Annotated in this window: 16 protein-coding genes; 4 read left to right on the top strand and 12 right to left on the bottom strand. The window is 64.6% G+C overall.

Annotated features, from left to right (window positions below; all coding sequences use genetic code 11):
• Positions 1-4: 4 nt before the first annotated feature.
• Both HV823_RS14995 and HV823_RS14990 read left to right on the top strand, forming a co-directional pair.
• Positions 5-1,234 (top strand): SRPBCC family protein, encoded by a 1,230-nt coding sequence (locus HV823_RS14995; RefSeq protein ID WP_176950591.1) that lies wholly within the window; start codon positions 5-7, stop codon positions 1,232-1,234.
• Between the two features lie 613 nt (positions 1,235-1,847).
• Positions 1,848-3,392: a trimethylamine methyltransferase family protein gene (locus HV823_RS14990; protein ID WP_176950528.1), complete on the top strand. Its 1,545-nt coding sequence runs from the start codon at positions 1,848-1,850 to the stop codon at positions 3,390-3,392.
• A gap of 43 nt (positions 3,393-3,435) precedes the next feature.
• Here HV823_RS14990 and HV823_RS14985 read toward each other — a convergent pair whose 3' ends face one another.
• The 11 genes from HV823_RS14985 to HV823_RS14940 form a co-directional block, all read right to left on the bottom strand.
• Positions 3,436-3,957 carry a hypothetical protein gene (locus tag HV823_RS14985; protein ID WP_176950527.1) on the bottom strand — a complete coding sequence of 174 codons (522 nt, stop codon included), beginning with the start codon at positions 3,955-3,957 and terminating at the stop codon, positions 3,436-3,438.
• A gap of 385 nt (positions 3,958-4,342) precedes the next feature.
• Complete coding sequence (locus HV823_RS14980; RefSeq protein WP_343051866.1) at positions 4,343-5,446, bottom strand: ABC transporter substrate-binding protein; 1,104 nt, start codon at positions 5,444-5,446, stop codon at positions 4,343-4,345.
• Between the two features lies 1 nt (position 5,447).
• Complete coding sequence (gene fhuF, locus HV823_RS26715; protein WP_246301478.1) at positions 5,448-6,107, bottom strand: siderophore-iron reductase FhuF; 660 nt, start codon at positions 6,105-6,107, stop codon at positions 5,448-5,450.
• Positions 6,108-6,207: 100 nt separating this feature from the next.
• Positions 6,208-8,394, bottom strand: a complete 2,187-nt coding sequence (locus HV823_RS14975; RefSeq protein WP_176950525.1) for a TonB-dependent siderophore receptor — start codon at positions 8,392-8,394, stop codon at positions 6,208-6,210.
• Positions 8,395-8,582: 188 nt separating this feature from the next.
• Positions 8,583-8,756, bottom strand: a complete 174-nt coding sequence (locus HV823_RS14970) for a DUF1328 domain-containing protein (RefSeq protein ID WP_176950524.1) — start codon at positions 8,754-8,756, stop codon at positions 8,583-8,585.
• Between the two features lie 112 nt (positions 8,757-8,868).
• Positions 8,869-10,296 carry a gamma-aminobutyraldehyde dehydrogenase gene (locus tag HV823_RS14965; protein WP_176950523.1) on the bottom strand — a complete coding sequence of 476 codons (1,428 nt, stop codon included), beginning with the start codon at positions 10,294-10,296 and terminating at the stop codon, positions 8,869-8,871.
• Positions 10,297-10,326: 30 nt separating this feature from the next.
• The gene (locus HV823_RS14960; RefSeq protein WP_176950522.1) at positions 10,327-11,142 is read right to left on the bottom strand and encodes an ABC transporter permease; all 816 of its coding nucleotides are present in this window, start codon (positions 11,140-11,142) and stop codon (positions 10,327-10,329) included.
• Positions 11,132-12,082, bottom strand: a complete 951-nt coding sequence (locus HV823_RS14955; RefSeq protein WP_176950521.1) for an ABC transporter permease — start codon at positions 12,080-12,082, stop codon at positions 11,132-11,134. The genes HV823_RS14960 and HV823_RS14955 overlap by 11 nt, the downstream gene beginning before the upstream one ends.
• Positions 12,079-13,083, bottom strand: coding sequence for an ABC transporter ATP-binding protein (locus HV823_RS14950; RefSeq protein ID WP_176950520.1), 1,005 nt, complete (start codon positions 13,081-13,083; stop codon positions 12,079-12,081). The genes HV823_RS14955 and HV823_RS14950 overlap by 4 nt, the downstream gene beginning before the upstream one ends.
• A 196-nt stretch (positions 13,084-13,279) precedes the next feature.
• Entirely contained in the window at positions 13,280-14,440 is a 1,161-nt protein-coding gene (locus HV823_RS14945) for an ABC transporter substrate-binding protein (RefSeq protein ID WP_176950519.1), read from the bottom strand.
• Between the two features lie 256 nt (positions 14,441-14,696).
• On the bottom strand, positions 14,697-15,605 hold the full coding sequence (locus HV823_RS14940) for a LysR family transcriptional regulator (RefSeq protein WP_097139822.1): 909 nt from the start codon (positions 15,603-15,605) through the stop codon (positions 14,697-14,699).
• A 135-nt stretch (positions 15,606-15,740) separates the two neighbouring features.
• On the opposite strand from HV823_RS14940, the gene HV823_RS14935 reads away from it, so the two are divergent.
• On the top strand, positions 15,741-16,667 hold the full coding sequence (locus tag HV823_RS14935) for an alpha/beta hydrolase (protein WP_176950518.1): 927 nt from the start codon (positions 15,741-15,743) through the stop codon (positions 16,665-16,667).
• Positions 16,664-17,071, top strand: a complete 408-nt coding sequence (locus HV823_RS14930) for an ACT domain-containing protein (RefSeq protein WP_176950517.1) — start codon at positions 16,664-16,666, stop codon at positions 17,069-17,071. Before HV823_RS14935 ends, HV823_RS14930 begins: the two co-directional genes overlap by 4 nt.
• A 33-nt stretch (positions 17,072-17,104) precedes the next feature.
• Here HV823_RS14930 and HV823_RS14925 read toward each other — a convergent pair whose 3' ends face one another.
• Complete coding sequence (locus tag HV823_RS14925) at positions 17,105-17,572, bottom strand: SRPBCC family protein (RefSeq protein WP_176950516.1); 468 nt, start codon at positions 17,570-17,572, stop codon at positions 17,105-17,107.
• Positions 17,573-17,697 lie beyond the last annotated feature (125 nt).

Below are 17,697 nucleotides of genomic sequence, written 5' to 3'. Positions count from 1 at the left end.
GGTGATCGTTTCCGATCTCAAGGACCTCAATACGCCCTCCGGCGACCGGATCGACCGCCTTGTGGCGGAGCACCGGCCGGGCCATGGCCTGGCGCGCGCCTTCTACCATGACCAGGACATCTACGAGCGCGATCTCGAGCGGGTGTTTCGTCGGCACTGGCACTGTGTCGCCCATGAGAGCGTGATTGCGAACGCCAACGACTTCGAGGTGTTCCGCATGGCCAACGAGCAGGTGATCCTGACGCGGCACGCCGATGGCTCGATCCATGCCCTGCTCAACGTCTGCCGCCATCGCGGCGCCGAGGTCTGTTCCAAAGACAAGGGCAATGCCCGTGTGTTCGTCTGTCCCTATCATGCCTGGACTTATGCCAATGACGGGTCGTTGCGCGCTGCGCGGCTGATGCCGAAGGAGTTCAAACGCGAAGATCATGGCTTGAGGAAGCTCCATGTCCGTGTGGTCGAGGGGCTCGTCTTCATCTCGTTTGCACCGGTACCTCTCGACTTCACCGAGGTCGAGCACCTGCTGCATGCAACCTGCGGCCAGTACGGCTGGGCGAGCGCCAAGATCGCCCACCGGGAGAGTTATGCGATCAACGCCAACTGGAAACTCGCGGTCGAGAACTACGTCGAATGCTACCACTGCGGCCCGGCGCATCCCGAATATTCGCAGACGCATGCTCTGGAGCAGCCGCTGCACATGATCGAGGCGATGAACCAGGCGATGGAGCAGCGCACCTGTGCGCTCGGTATCGAGGTGGGTTCGGGCAACCACTGGCAGACGTCCGGGGACGGCAAGGAGGCGATCCACGCCTTCCGCTATGCGCTCTATGAAGGCGTCAAGAGCGGCAGCGAGGACGGCGCGGCGGTGGCGCCACTGATGGGCCGCTTCACCGATTTCGACGGCGGGGTCACCTCGATCCATCTCGGCGGCACGACCTTCCTCGTCTGCTACCCTGATCACGGCATGATCTACCGCTTCATCCCGAAGACGGCCGAGTCCTGCGAGATGGAACTGATCTGGCTCGTCGACGGCAAGGCCGAGGAGGGGACAGACTACAATCTCGATCGTCTCACCTGGCTGTGGAAGGTCACCACCGACGAAGACAAGGCGATCATCGAGCACACCGCACGCGGCGTTCGCTCGCACTACTTCGAGTCCGGACCGATCGCGCCGATGGAACACAACGAGCTTCGCTATATCGACTGGTACCTGGACGAGATCAGCCGGGCGTGAGGGGGCGGTCCGAGTGGCCGTTCCCATTGCAGATGCGGATTCCGCGAGGGCGTTCGTCGCGGGCGCAGCGGTAGGTTGCGATGAATACGGGGCCGCTGCCCCACCTCCGTCACCCCGGACTAGATCCGAGGGCCAGCCACGCTGCGTCGACGGCGTGAGAAGGTGCACTTCCCGCGCGCAAGGACTTGCGCGCTGGATGCCGGGTCGAGCCCGGCATGACGGGGTGGAGAGGTGTGGCGCCAAGGTGCTGGGCGATGGGACATGGGGATGCGGGCCGTGTCGGTCGTGCCGGCATCCGTCCATCTCCGTCACCCCGGACGAGATCCGGGGTCCAGCCACGCCGCGTCGGCGGCGTGAGAGAGTGCACTTCCCGCGCGCAAGGACTTGCGCGCGCTGGATGCCGGATCGGGTTCGGCATGACGGTGCTTGTGGGCTCGGTCGCGGCAAGCAGCGCTGCAGGTGCGAGCGAGAACATGCCGCCTTGCCGGCGTTTCTGGAGGACGTCGGATTGATGGGAATGGAGTCGATTCAAGGGACTAGGCAGCCGAGTTGAAGTTCTGGATCTGCTTTCGCGTGCAATGCCCGCGCAAAGCTGCAGCAGGTGGAGGGCGCAATGAGCATAGCTGACGCAACCCAGACGTCCCGACGCGCCGGCGGCCGCGCCGCGCGCGTCGCCATGCGGGCGGCACCGCTGGCGGAGAACGTCCGCCCCGTTCGCCCGGGCCTGCCGGGCGGACAATACAAGCCGTTGACGGAGGCGGCTGTGCGCCGCATCCACGAAGCGGCACTCGACGCGCTGGAGAACATCGGCCTTGCCAATGCGCCGAAGTCCGGCATCGAGATCATGACCGGCGCCGGCGCGATCCTCGGCGAAGACGGTCGCATCCGCTTTCCCCGCGCGCTGGTTGAGGACATGCTGGCGCTCGCCGCCCGTGACATCACGCTCTACGGCCGGGACCCGAAATACGACCTCGAACTGACCGGCACGCGCGTCTATTACGGCACGGCGGGGGCGGCGGTGCACATCGTCGACGTCGAGAAGCGGGAATATCGCGAATCGACTGCGAAGGATCTCTACAACGCGGCCCAGCTCGTTCATCATCTCGACAACGTCCACTTCTTCCAGCGGGCGATGGTTTGCCGCGACGTGGCCGACAATTTCCTGATGGACATCAACACGCTCTACGGATGCTGCGCGGGTACCTCCAAACATGTCGGCACGAGCTTCTCGGATCCGTCGCATGTCGCCGGCTGCTTCGACCTGATCCACATGATGGCCGGCGGCGAGGAAAAGTGGCGGGCGCGGCCGTTCGTGTCGAACTCCAACTGCTTCGTCGTACCGCCGATGAAGTTCGCCGAGGAGAGCTGCATCACCATGGAAGCCTGCATCCGCGCGGGCATGCCGATCCTGCTGCTCTCGGCGGGGCAGGCGGGCGCGACGGCGCCGGCGCCGCTGGCGACCGCGATCGTGCAGGCGATGGCCGAATGCCTGGCGGGAGTGGTCTATGTCAACGCCATGGCGCCCGGCCATCCCGCGATCTTCGGCACCTGGCCGTTCGTCTCCGACCTTCGCACCGGGGCGATGTCGGGCGGCTCCGGCGAGCAGGCGTTGCTCACGGCCGGCTGCGCGCAGATGCACCAGTTCTATGGCCTGCCCGGCGGGGCCGCCGCCGGCATTGCCGATTCCAAGCTGCCGGACATGCAGGCCGGCTGGGAACAGGCGATCTCGAACGTCATGGCGGGGCTTTCCGGGCTCAACATGGTCTACGAGGCGGTCGGCATGCATGCCTCGCTGCTGGGTTTCTGCCTGGAAAGCCTGGTGCTCGGCGACGACCTGCTCGGCCAGGTGCAGCGCTGCATCCGCGGCATCGACGTTACCGAGGACACCGTGTCGCTGGAGACGATGCGCTCCGTCTGCCTCGGCGGACCGGGGCACTATCTGGGCGATCCGCAGACGCTTTCCTTGATGCAGACCGAATACATCTACCCGGCCGTCGCGGACCGGACAAGCCCCAAGGAGTGGGCGGAAATCGGCAGGCCTGACCTCGTGGCCAAGGCGATCGAGCGGAAGAACCGGATCCTTGCCGAAGCGGGAGGGCCGCTGTTCGACCGCGAGATCGACCGGGCGATACGGGAGAAGTTTCGCATCTACTTCTGAGCAGGGCAGGTGGGCCGGGACGTTGGAGCCCGGTCGCGGCGCCTTATTGGGCCGGGATCGAACGCGGCAGCGCGCGCACGTCGCTGACGGCCCATGTCCACTTTGGCTCGGTGATCTGCAGCAGGTCGCTGCCGGTGAAGACGGCGAAGGTGGTGAAGGGCTGGCTCTCACCCGGGAGCACGCGTGCCACGACGAGGCCGGCGTCCGTCCCGACCGGCGTGCAGGCGCCACCGGGGCAATTCTCAAGCGTAATGCTCAGGCGCAGCGACTGCAGCGTGGCGGTGCTGTTGTTGGTGATCACGCCGGTGACACGATAGCTCGTGACCGGCTGGCCGACGGCGAATTTCATATCGGAGAGCATGATATCCTCAGGCGCGACCGCATTGCGCGGGACGACCGGTTCGGGCGTAACGCTGCGGCTGTCCGTCAGCCATATAAGCGCTGCACTCGCCAGCCCGATCGCGACCGTGATGGTGAGGACAGGCTCGACCCAGCTCTGGAAACGCTTGAAGCGCAAGGCAAGATAGAGAACGGCGACGGCGACGACTGCGAATGCCCAGATCATCAAGATCCTCCCGACCCTTCATATAGCCTGCTGCGACCAAAGCCAAAAGACCGTTGCAACCACGCAATTGGGGATGGCAAGGGTCGGCGGAACGGAAATCGCAGGCGAAGCGGGGCTTTCGGGGATGGGCTCTCGCATTCGTGATGGGGCTGTGTTCGGGTTTCGATGCATTCCGACGAGATTGCTTCGCGGAGGCAGACGGCGGGGGTTGAGGAGACCGTCGGCTCTCGGAAGGATGTGCTGCCAGGCAGGGCGGTTGCCCCTCACCCTAGCTCTCCCCGCGGGCGGGGAGAGGGGACGAGGTCGCAGATGCGGCAATGGTTTCGCTCTCGCGGAGTGCAGTGACGATGCCACGTGTGCCCGGGCGACCCCGTCGCCCACGCCCTCACTCCTTCAGGCTGATCCAGTAGGCGCCCTCAAAGGGCACGGCGGCAAAGCGGGCGTTGATCTCTTCGAGGCTCTTTTGCGGATCGATGTCGGCAAAGAGATCGGGGCGCAGCCAGTGGGCGAAGGCCTCGGCGGCGAGGATGTTCAGGGGGACGGCGTTGAAGAAGTTCCAGAGCCCGTAGACGCGGCCGTTCCGTATAGCCGAAAGGTCGGCCAGCACCGGTCGTTCGGTCGCCCTTTTCAGCGTCTGTCGCGCTTCGTCTGCGGGAACGCCCGGACCGACGGAGAAGGCGCTGTACGTGCCGCCTGGCGAGGCGGTGGCGATATAGGCCTGCGGATCGGCGGCGATGATGTATTCGATGCTGACCATGCCGCCCTGGCGGGGGAGGTCGGCTGCGATGTTCCTGCTGCCGGTAATGCCGATGAACTCCCCCAGGCCTCCGGTACCATAGGCATAGCAGCAGGTCTGGTCGTTGGGGAAGGCATCCATCAAGACGGTCGGGCCGGGTTCGGGATGGGCGGCGACACGGTCGCGGATCAGCTTCACCCTGTCCTCGTAGAAGCGGGCAAAAGCTTCCGCCTGCTCGTCGCGCTCCAAAATCCGCCCGAGGAGACGCATGTTGTCGGGGGTGTTCTTCAGGGCATCGCTGTTGAAATCGACGACGACGACGGGGACGTCGATCTGTTCGAGATACTGGATCGCCTGCTTCCCCAGCTCGGTATTGGCCTGCCAGTTGGCGAGGATCGCCAGATCCGCGTTCAGCGACAGTATGGCCTCGAAGGAAAAATTGCCGGTGCCGTCGCCGATCAGGGGCACATCGTCGATCTCAGGGAACTTCCGGCGGAAGCTCTCGTAGATGGCGGGATTGTCGCCCTTCATGTCGCCGGCCCAGCCGGCAAGCAGGCTGACCGGATCGGGATGGATCAGGGAAAGCGCGATCAGGTTGAAGCCGCTGCCGAGCAGAACCGCCTTCGGCTTCTCGGGGATCGTCACCTCGCGTCCCAGCGCGTCGGTCACCGTCAGCGGCCAGCGCTCGTCCGCCAGGCAGGCATGCAACGGCAGCAGCACGAGGAAGAGGAAGAGGGTGGCAGTTCGCAGCACGTCAATGCTTCCTTTGGGCAGGCAGGGCACACAGTTCGCCGCAGCTTGGAATACCGGGCAGCATGTAGCGCAGACAGCATACCTTGCGACGGCAATGGATCTGCTCACCGTCCATCTCGTGGCGCAGGCAACCCTTGAAGGGGTTGGGCGAGCCATCCGGCAGGCAGGCCTCTTCGAACAATTCACGAGCGGGCCAGGGATCCGGGCCGGCGGCGGGATCGGTGGAGGTGCTGTTCAGTGCGTAGTCGAGGTAGACGGCCGCATTGTTCCAGCCAAGCTTGGGCGCGATGCCGGCGTGCTGCTTCAAACGGGCGATGACTTCGCCCAGATGCCCGGTCACCAGAGGCATGGCGATCTCCGTCGGCGCGCCGCTCTCGCACCAGTCGCCGACACGCGGCAGACCAAACGCCCTGGGCAGGCCGTCGTCCCCAAGCGCGATCGTCATCTCGTCGATGCCGATCGGAAGCGCGAGTTCGGCGCGGCGGGCGACGATGTATGGGATCGACAGCGCCGAAAAGTAATAGAGTGACCAGAACGACGCGGCGGCTCGACGGTCCACACCGTGCGCCTTCGAATAGGTCTCGAGCCCGTCCGCAAACGCGCCGCCCTCGAAGAACTGGCGGACGGGGATGCCGTCTGCCAGCTCGGAAGACAGCATCATCTTCTCGCCGCACCAGGCATGCTCACCGGCAAAGACCGCCCTCAGGCCTTGCGGCCCGAAGACGGTCTCGTCAGTCCTGGGAGGGACAGCGCTCAATGGATCACCACGTGTACTTGAGAGAGCCGATCACCGTGCGGCCCTGGTCCTTGTAGCAGAAGCCTGCCGAGCAGACCGGATCGCGGCGGTCGAAGATGTTGGTGGCGTTGACCTGCAGTGCCAGGCCTTCCATCTTCTTGTCCAGGGCGCCGAAGTCATAGCGCAGGGCTGCGTCGAACAGGACGCGGGAGCCATTCTCCATCGTGTTCTCGTCGTTTCCGTAGCTGGAGCCGATGAAGCGGGCGCCACCGCCGACGCCGAGGCCGTCGAGCGCGGTGTCTTCCGGCATGGTGTAGAAGGCCCACAGGGCTGCCTGGTGGCGCGGAACGGAGGAGACGTCGTTGTCGATCGTCGCTTCCGGGCCTTCGATGATCTTCATTGCCGTGTAGGTGTAGGAGGCGGTCAGCGACAGGCCGTTGTCCAGGCTGGTATTGGCCTCGAGCTCGAGGCCGCGCGAGCGAAGCTTGCCGCGCTGGACCTGGACGTTGGCCGGGCCGGTCGGCAGGTCGACGACCGTGTAGTAGAGACCGTTTTCCTGGTCGATGTTGAACAGGGCTGCTGAAAGCATGGTGTTGCTGTTCGGCAGCAGATACTTGACGCCGACTTCTTCCTGTTCGCTTTCGGTCGGCTTGAACGGCGCGTCGGTTTCCTGGTTGAAGCCTGCGTTCGGCGCAAAGGCGGTCGAATAGCTGGCGTAGGGTGCCAGGCCGAAGTCGAATTCGTAGGTCAGGCCCACGCGCTTGGAGAAGGCACGGTCGCTCTGGTCGAGCGTGGTGACGGTGCCGCCCAGAAGATCGGTCGAGTCCGTGTCGGTCGAAACCCAGTCATAGCGACCGCCGAGCGTCAGGGTCCAGGCGTTGTAGCGGATCTGGTCTTGAAAGTAAGTGCCGACCTGCCACTGGTCCTGATCGACGCGCTCGCTGAACGGGATCGGATCGACGGGGTCGCCGCGGTCCGGATCGTTGGTGTCGAGCGGCGGCGAAACGCCGTAGCCGCCCAGCGACCGGTAGCGCAGCTTCATCAGGTCGACACCTGTCAGCAGCGTATGGCTGAAGGCTCCGGTCTCGAACTCGGAGACGAGCTGGTTGTCGATGACGATGGCCGACAGGCGCTCGTCGAAGGTGCCGGCGCTGCGATCGATCAGCGTCGGATCGACGGCATTCGGGGCATAGGCGAAGGCCCAGTCGGCGTCGATGTTCAGCGTCGAGGCGCGGACGTTCTGGCGGAAGGTGAAGGTCTCGTTGAAGCGATGCTCGAATTCATAGCCGATGCGGCCCTGGTTCTGTACCGAATCGTTGAAGGCGGGGTTGCCGGAGAAGAAGTCCGTGACCTTGCCGGCCGTGGAGTCGTAGTAGTAGGCCGCCGTGCCGCCGGTCTTGGTGCGGGAGTATTCGCCCAGAACCGTCAGGCGGGTGTCGTCGTCGGGCTGCCAGGTAAAGGCCGGGGCGATGTAGATCCGGTCGTCGGGGACGCCGACCTGCTCCGTATCGGAATTGCGCGCCAGCCCGGTGAGGCGATAGTAGAACGGATCGGTGTCGTTCACGGCACCCGAAAAGTCGAACTGGCCCTGGAAACGATCGTGGCTGCCGTACTGAAGCTGTACCTCGCGCAGGGTTTCTTCCGTCGGACGCTTGGTGACAAGATTGAAAAGGCCGCCGGCACCGGTCGCGCCGTAGAGGGCGGACGAGGGACCGCGCAGGATCGAGACACCCTCAAGGCCGTATGGCTCGGTCTTGAAGACCGAGGAACTGGCGCCGGGCTGGCGCAGGTTGTCGCGGAAGACGCCCGTGTAGAGGACATCGAAGCCGCGGACGGAAAAAGAATCAAAGCGCGGATCGAAGCCGTAGGCATTGACGCGTACACCCGGGGTGTAGGCGACCGTGTCGATGAGGTTCTGCGGGTTGCGGTCCTCCAACTGGGCCTTGGTCACCGACGACACCGACTGTGGGGTCTGGAGGAAGGGTGTATCGACCTTCGCGCCGGTCGCGCTGCTCTTGCCGACGTAGCCATCCGCCGTGATCACGCCGCCGCTGCCGCCGTCGATAACGATCTCCTCCAGCGTGGTGGTGCCCTCGGTTGATGCCGCGGCAGCCTGATCCTGCGCACGCGCCGAAAGGGACAGGGTCAGGAGGGAGGTTCCGGCAAGCGCAAGGACAAGCGTGCGGCGCATCGGCGAGGAGGTCAGTGGCATCGGCAAAATCTCATGATGTTACTAAGTCGATAAGATGACTGTTCTGATCATGTTATGGCGATGTGCAAGGTTTATATGACTGAAAATGTCATGTTTGTGGCGATGTTGCCGATGCGCAACAAAAAAGCGACCGCCAAGGTAGTGGCGGTCTTTCTTTTTTCAGCTTTAAGGAGAGATACGGGGAATCGCTAAAGTGCAGCGCTGCCTGCCATGAAGGCGAGCACGACGAAAATCAGGAACAGAATCAGCGCGATCGCAAACAGCACCTTGGCGACGGTGGCCGCCGCCGAGGAAACGCCGCGAAAGCCGAGGAAACCGGCAACCAGCGAAATCACGAGAAAGATCAGGGCCCATTTCAGCATTGCAGTGTCCTCTCTTGAACCGCAGAGGGATACGCTTGAGAGTGGAAATTGTTCCGCGAGCCATGGAAACGGAGTACCCGGCGAGCCTTGCCCGCCGGGTGAGCGGGCCTTTTCAACCGTGGTTGATCATCACGTGACGGACCGCGGTGTAGTCTTCCAGTGCATAGACGGACATGTCCTTGCCGTAGCCGGACTGCTTGACGCCGCCATGCGGCATCTCGTTGCACAGCATGAAGTGGGTGTTGATCCAAGTGCAGCCGTACTGCAGGCGGGCGGCAGCGCGCATTGCCTTGGAGATGTCCTTCGTCCAGACAGACGAGGCGAGGCCGTAGTCGCTGTCGTTGGCCCAGCCGATCGCCTGCTCCTCACCCTCGAAGCGGGTGACGGAGACGACCGGGCCGAAGACCTCGCGGCGGACGATCTCATCCTCCTGGGTTGCGCCGGCGACGACGGTCGGCTGGAAGAAGAAACCCCTGTCGCTGCCGGGCGCGCCACCGGTGGTGATCTCGATGTGCTTCACGTCGGCTGCGCGCTCTACGAAACTCGCGACGCGATCGCGCTGGCGCTTGGAGATCAGCGGGCCGATCTCGTTTTCGGTGTCGTCGGGCTGATTGTAGCGGATGGTCGCGACGGCGGCGGATAGCTCGGCGACGAACTTGTCGTAGATGCCCTTCTCTGCGTAGATCCGGCAGGCGGCGGTGCAGTCCTGGCCGGCATTGTAATAGCCGAATGCGCGGATGCCGTTTACCACCGCTTCGAGATCGGCGTCGCCATAGACGATGACCGGTGCCTTGCCGCCGAGCTCCAGATGGGTGCGCTTGACGGTCTTCGAGGCTGCGGCCAGCACCTTCTTGCCGGTTGCGACGTCGCCGGTGATCGAGACCATGTTGATCTTCGGGTGATTGATCAGGGCGTTGCCCACGGTCTCGCCGCGGCCGAGCACGATGTTGACGACGCCCGCGGGCAGGATGTCGGCCAGAAGCTTCGCCATTTTCAGCGCCGTCAGCGGCGTCTGCTCCGACGGCTTGAAGACGACGGTATTGCCGCCTGCGATCGCCGGCGCCAGCTTCCACGCCATCATCATCATCGGATAGTTCCATGGCGCGATCGAGCCGACGATGCCGATGGGGTCGCGCCGGATCATCGAAGTGTGGCCGGGCAGGTATTCGCCCGCAACCGTCGCCGTCATCGAGCGAACGGCGCCGGCGAAGAAGCGCCAGCAGTCGATGATCGCCGGGATCTCGTCGTTGCGGACGGCGTTGATAGGCTTGCCGCAGTTCAGCGCTTCAAGCGCCGCGAAGCCGTCGGCATCGCGTTCGATCGCGTCGGCGATCTTCAGAAGGTAGGCGGAGCGCTCGCCGGGCGTCGTCATCGACCAGCCGCGGAAGGCCTTCTCGGCGGCATCGACAGCGGCGTCGATCTGGGCGTGCGAGGCTTCGGGCAGCTCGGCGACCGTCTCGCCCGTCTTGGGGTTGAGAATGTGCTCCTCGCTCTCCGTGCCGGCTTCGAAGCGTGCGCCGATCAGCATCTCAGTGTCCATCAGGAATCTCCCTTAGTCCAATTCGTTGTTCTATTTGCCGCCGCCGGCGACCTGGTCGCCTTCGCGGGTGAGGTAGTAGGCTGCGAGAATGGGCAGCAGGGTGACGAGCACCACGAACATGGCGACGACGTTGGTCACCGGGCGCTGGCGCGGCCGCACCAGTTCCTCCAGCATCCAGATCGGCAGCGTCTGCTGCTGGCCGGCGGTAAAGGTGGTGACGATCACTTCGTCGAATGACAGCGCGAAGGCCAGCATGCCGCCGGCGAGAAGTGCCGTGCCGATATTGGGCAGGATGACATGGCGGAAGGTCTGGAAACCATCGGCGCCGAGGTCCATCGAGGCCTCGATCAGCGAGCCGGAGACGCGGCGGAAGCGCGCCACCGCATTGTTGTAGACAACCACGACGCAGAAGGTGGCGTGGCCGAGTATGATCGTCCAGAACGAGAACGGGATCTCGGCAACGGAGAAGGCGGAGCGTAACGCGATGCCGGTGATGATGCCCGGCAGCGCGATCGGCAGGATGACCAGCAGCGAAATCGTCTCCCGGCCGAAGAAGCGCGTCTGGCTGACGGCCGCCGCACACAGCGTACCGAGCACCAGCGCGATCGCGGTGGCGATCGAGGCGACGCGGACGGAGAGGCCCAGCGCCTGCCAGACGTCGGGCCGGTTCCAGGCGACCGAGAGCCATTGCAGCGTGTAGCCGGGCGGCGGAAACTGGTAGCTCTTCTCTTCCGTGGTGAACGCGTAGAGGAAGATCAAAAGGATCGGCAGGTGCAGGAAGAGCAGGCCGGCGCCGGCTGCGATCTTCAGGCCGAGGGGGGCGGAGGTGGAGCGGTCAGAGCGCATCGAAGGCCCCCTGTTTCTTGGCCATCCAGAGATAGAGGCCCATGATGACGATCGGCACCACGGTGAAGGCGGCGGCGAGCGGGATGTTGCCGGCGGTGCCCTGCTGGGCATAGACCGCCTGGCCGATAAAGAGACGCGACGAACCGATGATCTGCGGGATGATGTAGTCGCCGAGCGTCAGCGAGAAGGTGAAGATGGAGCCGGCGATGATGCCGGGCAGCGCCAGGGGAAACAGCACGTAGCGGAAGGTCTGCGCGGGATGGCCGCCGAGATCGGCGGAAGCCTCGATCAGGTTGCCCGGCACGCGTTCGAGGGCTGCCTGGATCGGCAGGATCATGAAGGGCATCCAGACATAGACGAAGACGATGAAGGTGCCGGTGTAGCTGATCGACAACGAGTTTCCGCCGACGATCGGAAGCGACAGCCATCCATCGAGCAGCCATGTCAGATGCAGCTTGGCGAAGATCCAGGTGAGGATGCCTTCCTTGGCGAGGATCAGCTTCCAGGCGTAGATCTTGACGAGGTAGCTCGACCACAGCGGCAGCATGACGCCGAGGTAGAACAGCGCCTTCCATTTGCCGCGGGCGTAGCGGGCGGCGTAGTAGGCGATCGGGAAGGCGATCAGGGCGGATGCAAGCGTCACCAGCGCCGCCATGACGACGGTGCGCAGGATGATGTCAAAGTTCGACGGGATCAGCAACTGGCGGTAGGTGTCCAGCGTGAACTCGTAGTTGATCAGCCCCGAATACTCGTCGATCGAGAAAAAGCTCTGCAGCAGCAGCGCGAACAGCGAGCCGAGATAGACGATGCCGAGCCAAAGAAGCGGGGGGGCAAGCATCAGAAAAAGCAGGATCTTCGGATTTCGCCAGAAGAAATCCGACAAGCGGCTGAGCGTGCCGGGGCGGCTTTCAAGGATGCTGTTGTCCGTGATCGCGCTCATGCCGCATCATCCATCAGGTGCAGGTCTTCGGCAGCAAAGGAGAGGGTGACGCCGCTGCCCTGCTCGGGCACGGCAATCGAGGCCGGGACCATGGCGGCGATCCGCGTGCCTTCGTCGGCTTCGATCGTCAGCCTGTTCGAGGCGCCGAGGAAATTCGTGGCCACGAGCCTGCCGGTCACATTCTTGCGCCCGCCCGTGCCTTCGCCGAGCGACAGCGCCTCGGGGCGCAGGCTGGCGTAGCGGGCGGGGTAGCCGAGCCTCTTGACGAAGATCGGCGAGAGAACGTTGGAGGAACCGACGAAATCGGCGACGAAGCGGGTCTGCGGCCGCTTGTAGACCTCCTCGGGAGTGCCGAGCTGCTGGATCTTTCCGTCGTTGAACACGGCGATGCGGTCGGCCATCGACAGCGCCTCGCCCTGGTCGTGGGTGACGAAGACGAAGGTGATGCCGAGCGACTTCTGCAGCGTCTTCAGTTCCTCCTGCATCTGCTCGCGCAGCTTCAGGTCGAGCGCGCCGAGCGGTTCGTCGAGAAGGAGGACGCGCGGACGGTTGACGAGGGCGCGGGCGAGCGCGACGCGCTGGCGCTGGCCGCCGGAGAGCTGGCCGGGCCGACGCGTGCCGTAGCCCGGCAGCTTGACCATGGCGAGTGCCGCCTCGGCCGCCTTCAATCTTTCCTCCCTCGCCACGCCCTTGACCATCAGGCCGTAGGCGACGTTTTCAAGGATCGAGAGATGCGGAAAAAGAGCGTAGTCCTGGAATACGGTGTTGACGTTGCGCCGGTAGGGCGGCACGCCTTCGGCCGTCTCGCCGAAGATCTCGATGTGCCCGTCCGTCGGCTGCTCGAAGCCGGCCATCAGCCTCAGACAGGTCGTCTTGCCGGAACCCGACGGCCCCAGCATGGCGAAGAACTCGCCCTCGGTGATGGCAAGGTCGACGCCGTCGACGGCGCGCACGGCGCCGAAATGGCGGGATACCTTGTCGAACAGGACGGCGGTGGTCATGGGCGTCGAACTCCGGGTAGCAACAGTTTGTGCGGCACGATGCGGCAGTCCTCGGTGAATGACCGGGATCGGAGCGGCACATGGAAACGGTCTCCCTCCCCCTCGTGGGGAGGGTTGGGGAGGGGACTTGGTCTTTGCGGACCCCTCCCGGCCCTGTCGGGCCACCCTCCCCACAAGGGGGAGGGATAAAACGGCCTCAACGCCCGCCGATCACGCCGATGTAGTCGGAGACCCAGCGGTGATAGGGCACACATTCGCCCTGGCTCTCGCACTTGGACACCGGCGTCTTCCAGAACCTGATCTTTTCGAAGTTGTCGAAGCCGTTGGTGGTGCAGCCCTCGTCGGTCAGCAACGCGTTGCCCTTGCAGGCGGTGGGAACGGAGGGGACGGCGCCGAACCAGGCGGCGGCATCGCCTTGCACCTTAGGCGAGAGCGAATGTTCCATCCACATGTAGGCGCAGTTCGGGTGCTCGCTTTCGGCATGCAGCATGGTCGTGTCCGACCAGCCGGTGACACCTTCCTCGGGGAAGGTCGAGGCGATCGGCTGCTTCTCCGCCTTCAGGAGGTTGACCTGGAAGGGCCAGGAGCCGGAGGCGACGACGCCCTCGTTCTTGAAGTCGTCGATCTGGATCATGGCGTCGTGCCAGTAGCGGCCGACCAGGGTGCGCTGGACGCGCAGAAGGTCGAGGGCCGCCTTGTACTGCTCTTCGTTGAGCTCGTAGGGATCCTTGATGCCGAGTTCGGGCTTGTGGTGCATGAGGTAGTTGGCGGCGTCGGCGACATGGATCGGGCCATCATAGGCCTGCACGCGGCCCTTGTTCGACTTGCCGTCCGGCAGCGTCGTCTCCTCGAAGACGACGTTCCAGCTCTTCGGCGCTTCGCCCTTGAAGGCCTCGGTGTTGTACATCAGGACGTTGGGACCCCAGAGGTAGGGGGTGCCGTAGTGGACGCCGTTCACCGTGTTCCACGGCGCACTCTGCAGCCGCTCGTCCACCGTCTTCCAGCTCGGGATCAGGTCGGTGTTGATCGGCTGGACGCGCTTGCCGGCAATCAGGCGCCGCGAGGCGTCGCCGGAAGCGGTGACGAGGTCGAAGCCGCCCTCGTTCATCAGCGCCACCATTTCGTCGGAGGTCGCCGCTGTCTTCACCGAAACCTTGCAGCCGGTCTTCTTCTCGAAGTCGGTGACCCAGTCGTAGTTCTTGTCTGTCTCGCCGCGCTCGATATAGCCGGCCCAGGCGACGATCGAAACCTCGCCTTCGCCCGCGCCGAGTTCCTTCAGCGGCTCCTGTGCCACGGCGGCGGTGGCGAATGAGAGCGACAGGGTCAGCGCGGTGCAGGAATGCAAAAATCGCTTCATGATAATCTCCCGGTTTGTCCGCTTGATGCGCGGTCTTGTTCCCGGAAAGAAGCGTGCCCCGTTTCTGCCGCTTTCGCAAATTCATTAATCAGAATGGCGATATCGGAAATTCCGAAATCGAGTGGAAGCGCTACGAAACGCATGTGGATACAGGACCGCTCAGCGCGGTCGAGCACTCTCGCCCGGCCCCAGCCTGGCATTCCAGCCAACCGGGAACTGCAGCACCCGAGGCGACGTACACGACCAGGCGGGTGTTTCAGCGTCCGCGGCCGCTGCGAAGCGCCTCGGCGATCCCCACGAAATCGCGGGCCGACTGCGGCAGGCTGGAGCCCTTGCGCCAGACCATGCCGACCTGCACCACCGGCAGCGCCCCGGAGACGTCGCGGCTTTCGATGCGGTCGCCTTCCAGCGACCAGGGGCGGTAGACGAGGTCGGGCAACAGCGCAATGCCGGCTCCGGTCGCCACCAGGCTGCGCACCGCTTCGACCGAGCGGGTGCGGAAGGCCACATGCGGGCGGGCGCCGAGGGCGGAGAGCAACTTGCCGGTGTTTTCCTCGATTTCGTCCACCGTGAGCATGATCAGCGGTTCCTTGGTGATGTCCCCGACCGAGATGATCTCGGCGGAGACCAACGGATGGCCAAGCGGCAGCCAGAGACGATAGGGTGAGGTCTCGATGATCTCCGCCTGAAGCGCCATGCGGTCGCGGAGGTTGGAGATGACCATGACGGCGACGTCGAGTTCGCCGCCGATCAAAAGGTGTTCGAGATATGAGCCGTTGTCCTCGATGGCGCTGACCTCGACACCGGGAAAGGCGCGGCGATAGCGGGCCAGAAGATCGGAGAGCACGTAGCCCGCGACAAGTGAGGTGACGCCGAGATTGAGCTGCCGCTTTTCGGTCGAGGGATTGTCGGAAAAGGAACGGCGCGCATCGGAGACGCTGGCGAGGATCTTGGTCGCATGCCGGAGGAACTGGTGGCCGTTGTGGGTGGTCGTCAGGCCGCGCGGGTGGCGCTCGAACAATTCGACGCCGAGGTCGCTTTCCAGCTCCTTCACCGCCTCGGTGATCGAGGACTGCGAGATCGACAGGATCTGGGCGGCGCGGGTCACCGATCCCTGTTCTGCGACGGCGACGAAATATTGCAACTGACGAAGGGTAAAGGCCATGGCCGGCAGTTAATATGGGGCCTTGACGACAGGCAAGGGGCCGCCGCATTCCTGCTGTCGCGATCGGGGCCGCCGCGTGTCCTATCCTGCGATCGCCGCGATCCGCCATCCGGCGTGCATGAAAGAAGAGAGAAGATGACTGTACCCGCAAAACCTGTCCCCACCGAGGCCGGCATTCTCGCCTTCCACAAGCGCTGCGAGGATTTCTATCCCGCCGATGCCGTCGATGCGTCGATCGCCCAGCAGCGGCAATGGTACGATGCGCTTTGCGCCGAGTTCGACCAGCCGTCGCCGGCCGGCATGATCCGCGAGGAGGCGCTGGTGCTCGGCCGCATCCCCACACGGCGCTACCGTCCGGCGCGGGTGACGACCGAGACGCGGCTCTGTTACGTCCACGGCGGCGGTTTCGTCGTCGGATCGCTACAGAGCCACGACGCGATCTGCGCGGAGATTGCCGAAGCGGCCGGTGCCGAGCTGATCTCGGTCGACTACCGGCTGGCGCCGGAGCATGTGTGGCCCGCCGCGTTCGAGGACTGCTTCGAGGTGCTGAAATATCTGCTGCGCGGCAAGGGGCCGGTCGTGCTGATCGGCGACAGCGCCGGGGGCAATCTCGTCGCCGGCCTCGTGCTGAAGGCGCGCGACGAACAGCTTTCGGGCATCGCCGGCCAGGCGCTGGTCTATCCGGGACTCGGCGGCGATACGTCGGCCGGCTCCTATGTGGAGATGGCCGAGGCACCGGGGCTTTCGACCGCTGACGTGCTCTACTATCGCGACATCTATCAGGCGCCGCAGGCCAATCCCTACGCATTTCCGCTCGCCCATGTGGATCTCTCAGGCCTGCCGCCGACCTTCATCACCGGGGCGTTCTTCGATCCGCTGCGCGACGATGCGCGCCAGTATGCGGCCCGGCTTGCGCTGGCCGGCGTGGAGGTCCGCTTCCGCGAGGAGCCGCAGATGATCCATGCCTGGCTGAGGGCGCGCCACATGAGCGAAGGTGCGGCGACAGGTTTTGCGGCGCTGTGCAGCGCCGTTGCCGACTTCGCCGGGCGGGAGGGGACGTGAGCGGCCTTACCGATCTGGACAGACTCGTCTGCGAGATGCGGCCGACGCTGAAAGACGGACTGTTCGTCTTTTGCAGCCTGCCGTTCGCAGAGGCGGAACGGTTGCGCCATCTCGACGCGCTCGGGACGTTTAGGGAGGAAGAGGGGATGACGCTGATCCTGCCTGTCGCGGTGGCGGCAGGCGAGGGGATTGCGTGCAGCGCGCCGATGCGGCTGATCACGCTCAGCGTGCACTCCTCGCTCGAGGCCGTCGGCCTGACAGCCGCCATCGCCACCGCCCTTTCGCGCCAGGGTATCAGCGCAAACGTTGTTGCCGCCTTCCACCATGACCACGTGTTCGTGCCTGCGGCGGACGGCGAGCGGGCGCTTCAGGTCCTCACAGCGCTCTCCGGGAGTGGCGCATAGCGGTAGCTTGCCGCGCGCCCGCGACCGGCGTTTTCAGCGCTCGCCCCAGTGACGGCGGAGCAGATAGGATTCGAGCCTGTCCAGGTACTCCTTCCAGCCGTCCCGGAAGGCTTCCGCTTCTGCAGGGTGCGCCATCGGCGACTGGCGGACCGTCAGTCGCGTCGTTCCATTGACGGCCTGAAAGGCCACGGCGACTTCGCTCTCCTCGCCTTCATCGTTCTGTAGCGCGAACGAAATGGAGCTGTTCTCGACGATGTCGCGGTAGAGCGCCGACATCACCGTGTCTTCCCCGAACGGCGAGCGGATCACGGCCGACCACGTTCCGCCGGGGCGGAAATCCATGACGATCGAGTGCGTGGTGAAGTCGTGCGGTCCCCACCAGAGCGCCAACAGTTCCGGCGCCGTCCACAAGCGGTAGACGACCGGAACGGGGGCGTCGAAGCGGCGCTCGACGGAAAGGGCGGTATCCGCGGACGCGATGGCGCGCTGCAGGATCGTCATCGTTTGCTCCTCGCGCAGCATCGCAGGCCGGGACGTCCGATCCCCGCGTCATGCTGCGCAGATAAAAATGTCGCTATACGTCCGCCGCGGTCAGGCGCGGCGCCCGGAAAATTCCAGGCCGTGGC

This window comes from Mycoplana rhizolycopersici (assembly GCF_013378445.1).
GTDB lineage: Bacteria > Pseudomonadota > Alphaproteobacteria > Rhizobiales > Rhizobiaceae > Mycoplana > Mycoplana rhizolycopersici.
Note: the sequence above shows the minus strand (reverse complement) of the source record. Positions and strands in the feature narration are given on the sequence as shown.

Excerpts from the sequence above, each read along its gene's own strand:
- HV823_RS14990 (WP_176950528.1), top strand. The coding sequence starts at position 1,848 with ATGAGCATAGCTGACGCAACCCAGACGTCCCGACGCGCCGGCGGCCGC.
- HV823_RS14985 (WP_176950527.1), bottom strand. The coding sequence starts at position 3,957 with ATGATCTGGGCATTCGCAGTCGTCGCCGTCGCCGTTCTCTATCTTGCC.
- fhuF (WP_246301478.1), bottom strand. The coding sequence starts at position 6,107 with ATGATGCTGTCTTCCGAGCTGGCAGACGGCATCCCCGTCCGCCAGTTC.
- HV823_RS14975 (WP_176950525.1), bottom strand. The coding sequence starts at position 8,394 with ATGCCACTGACCTCCTCGCCGATGCGCCGCACGCTTGTCCTTGCGCTT.
- HV823_RS14970 (WP_176950524.1), bottom strand. The coding sequence starts at position 8,756 with ATGCTGAAATGGGCCCTGATCTTTCTCGTGATTTCGCTGGTTGCCGGT.
- HV823_RS14965 (WP_176950523.1), bottom strand. The coding sequence starts at position 10,296 with ATGGACACTGAGATGCTGATCGGCGCACGCTTCGAAGCCGGCACGGAG.
- HV823_RS14960 (WP_176950522.1), bottom strand. The coding sequence starts at position 11,142 with ATGCGCTCTGACCGCTCCACCTCCGCCCCCCTCGGCCTGAAGATCGCA.
- HV823_RS14955 (WP_176950521.1), bottom strand. The coding sequence starts at position 12,082 with ATGAGCGCGATCACGGACAACAGCATCCTTGAAAGCCGCCCCGGCACG.
- HV823_RS14950 (WP_176950520.1), bottom strand. The coding sequence starts at position 13,083 with ATGACCACCGCCGTCCTGTTCGACAAGGTATCCCGCCATTTCGGCGCC.
- HV823_RS14945 (WP_176950519.1), bottom strand. The coding sequence starts at position 14,440 with ATGAAGCGATTTTTGCATTCCTGCACCGCGCTGACCCTGTCGCTCTCA.
- HV823_RS14940 (WP_097139822.1), bottom strand. The coding sequence starts at position 15,605 with ATGGCCTTTACCCTTCGTCAGTTGCAATATTTCGTCGCCGTCGCAGAA.
- HV823_RS14935 (WP_176950518.1), top strand. The coding sequence starts at position 15,741 with ATGACTGTACCCGCAAAACCTGTCCCCACCGAGGCCGGCATTCTCGCC.
- HV823_RS14925 (WP_176950516.1), bottom strand. The coding sequence starts at position 17,572 with ATGACGATCCTGCAGCGCGCCATCGCGTCCGCGGATACCGCCCTTTCC.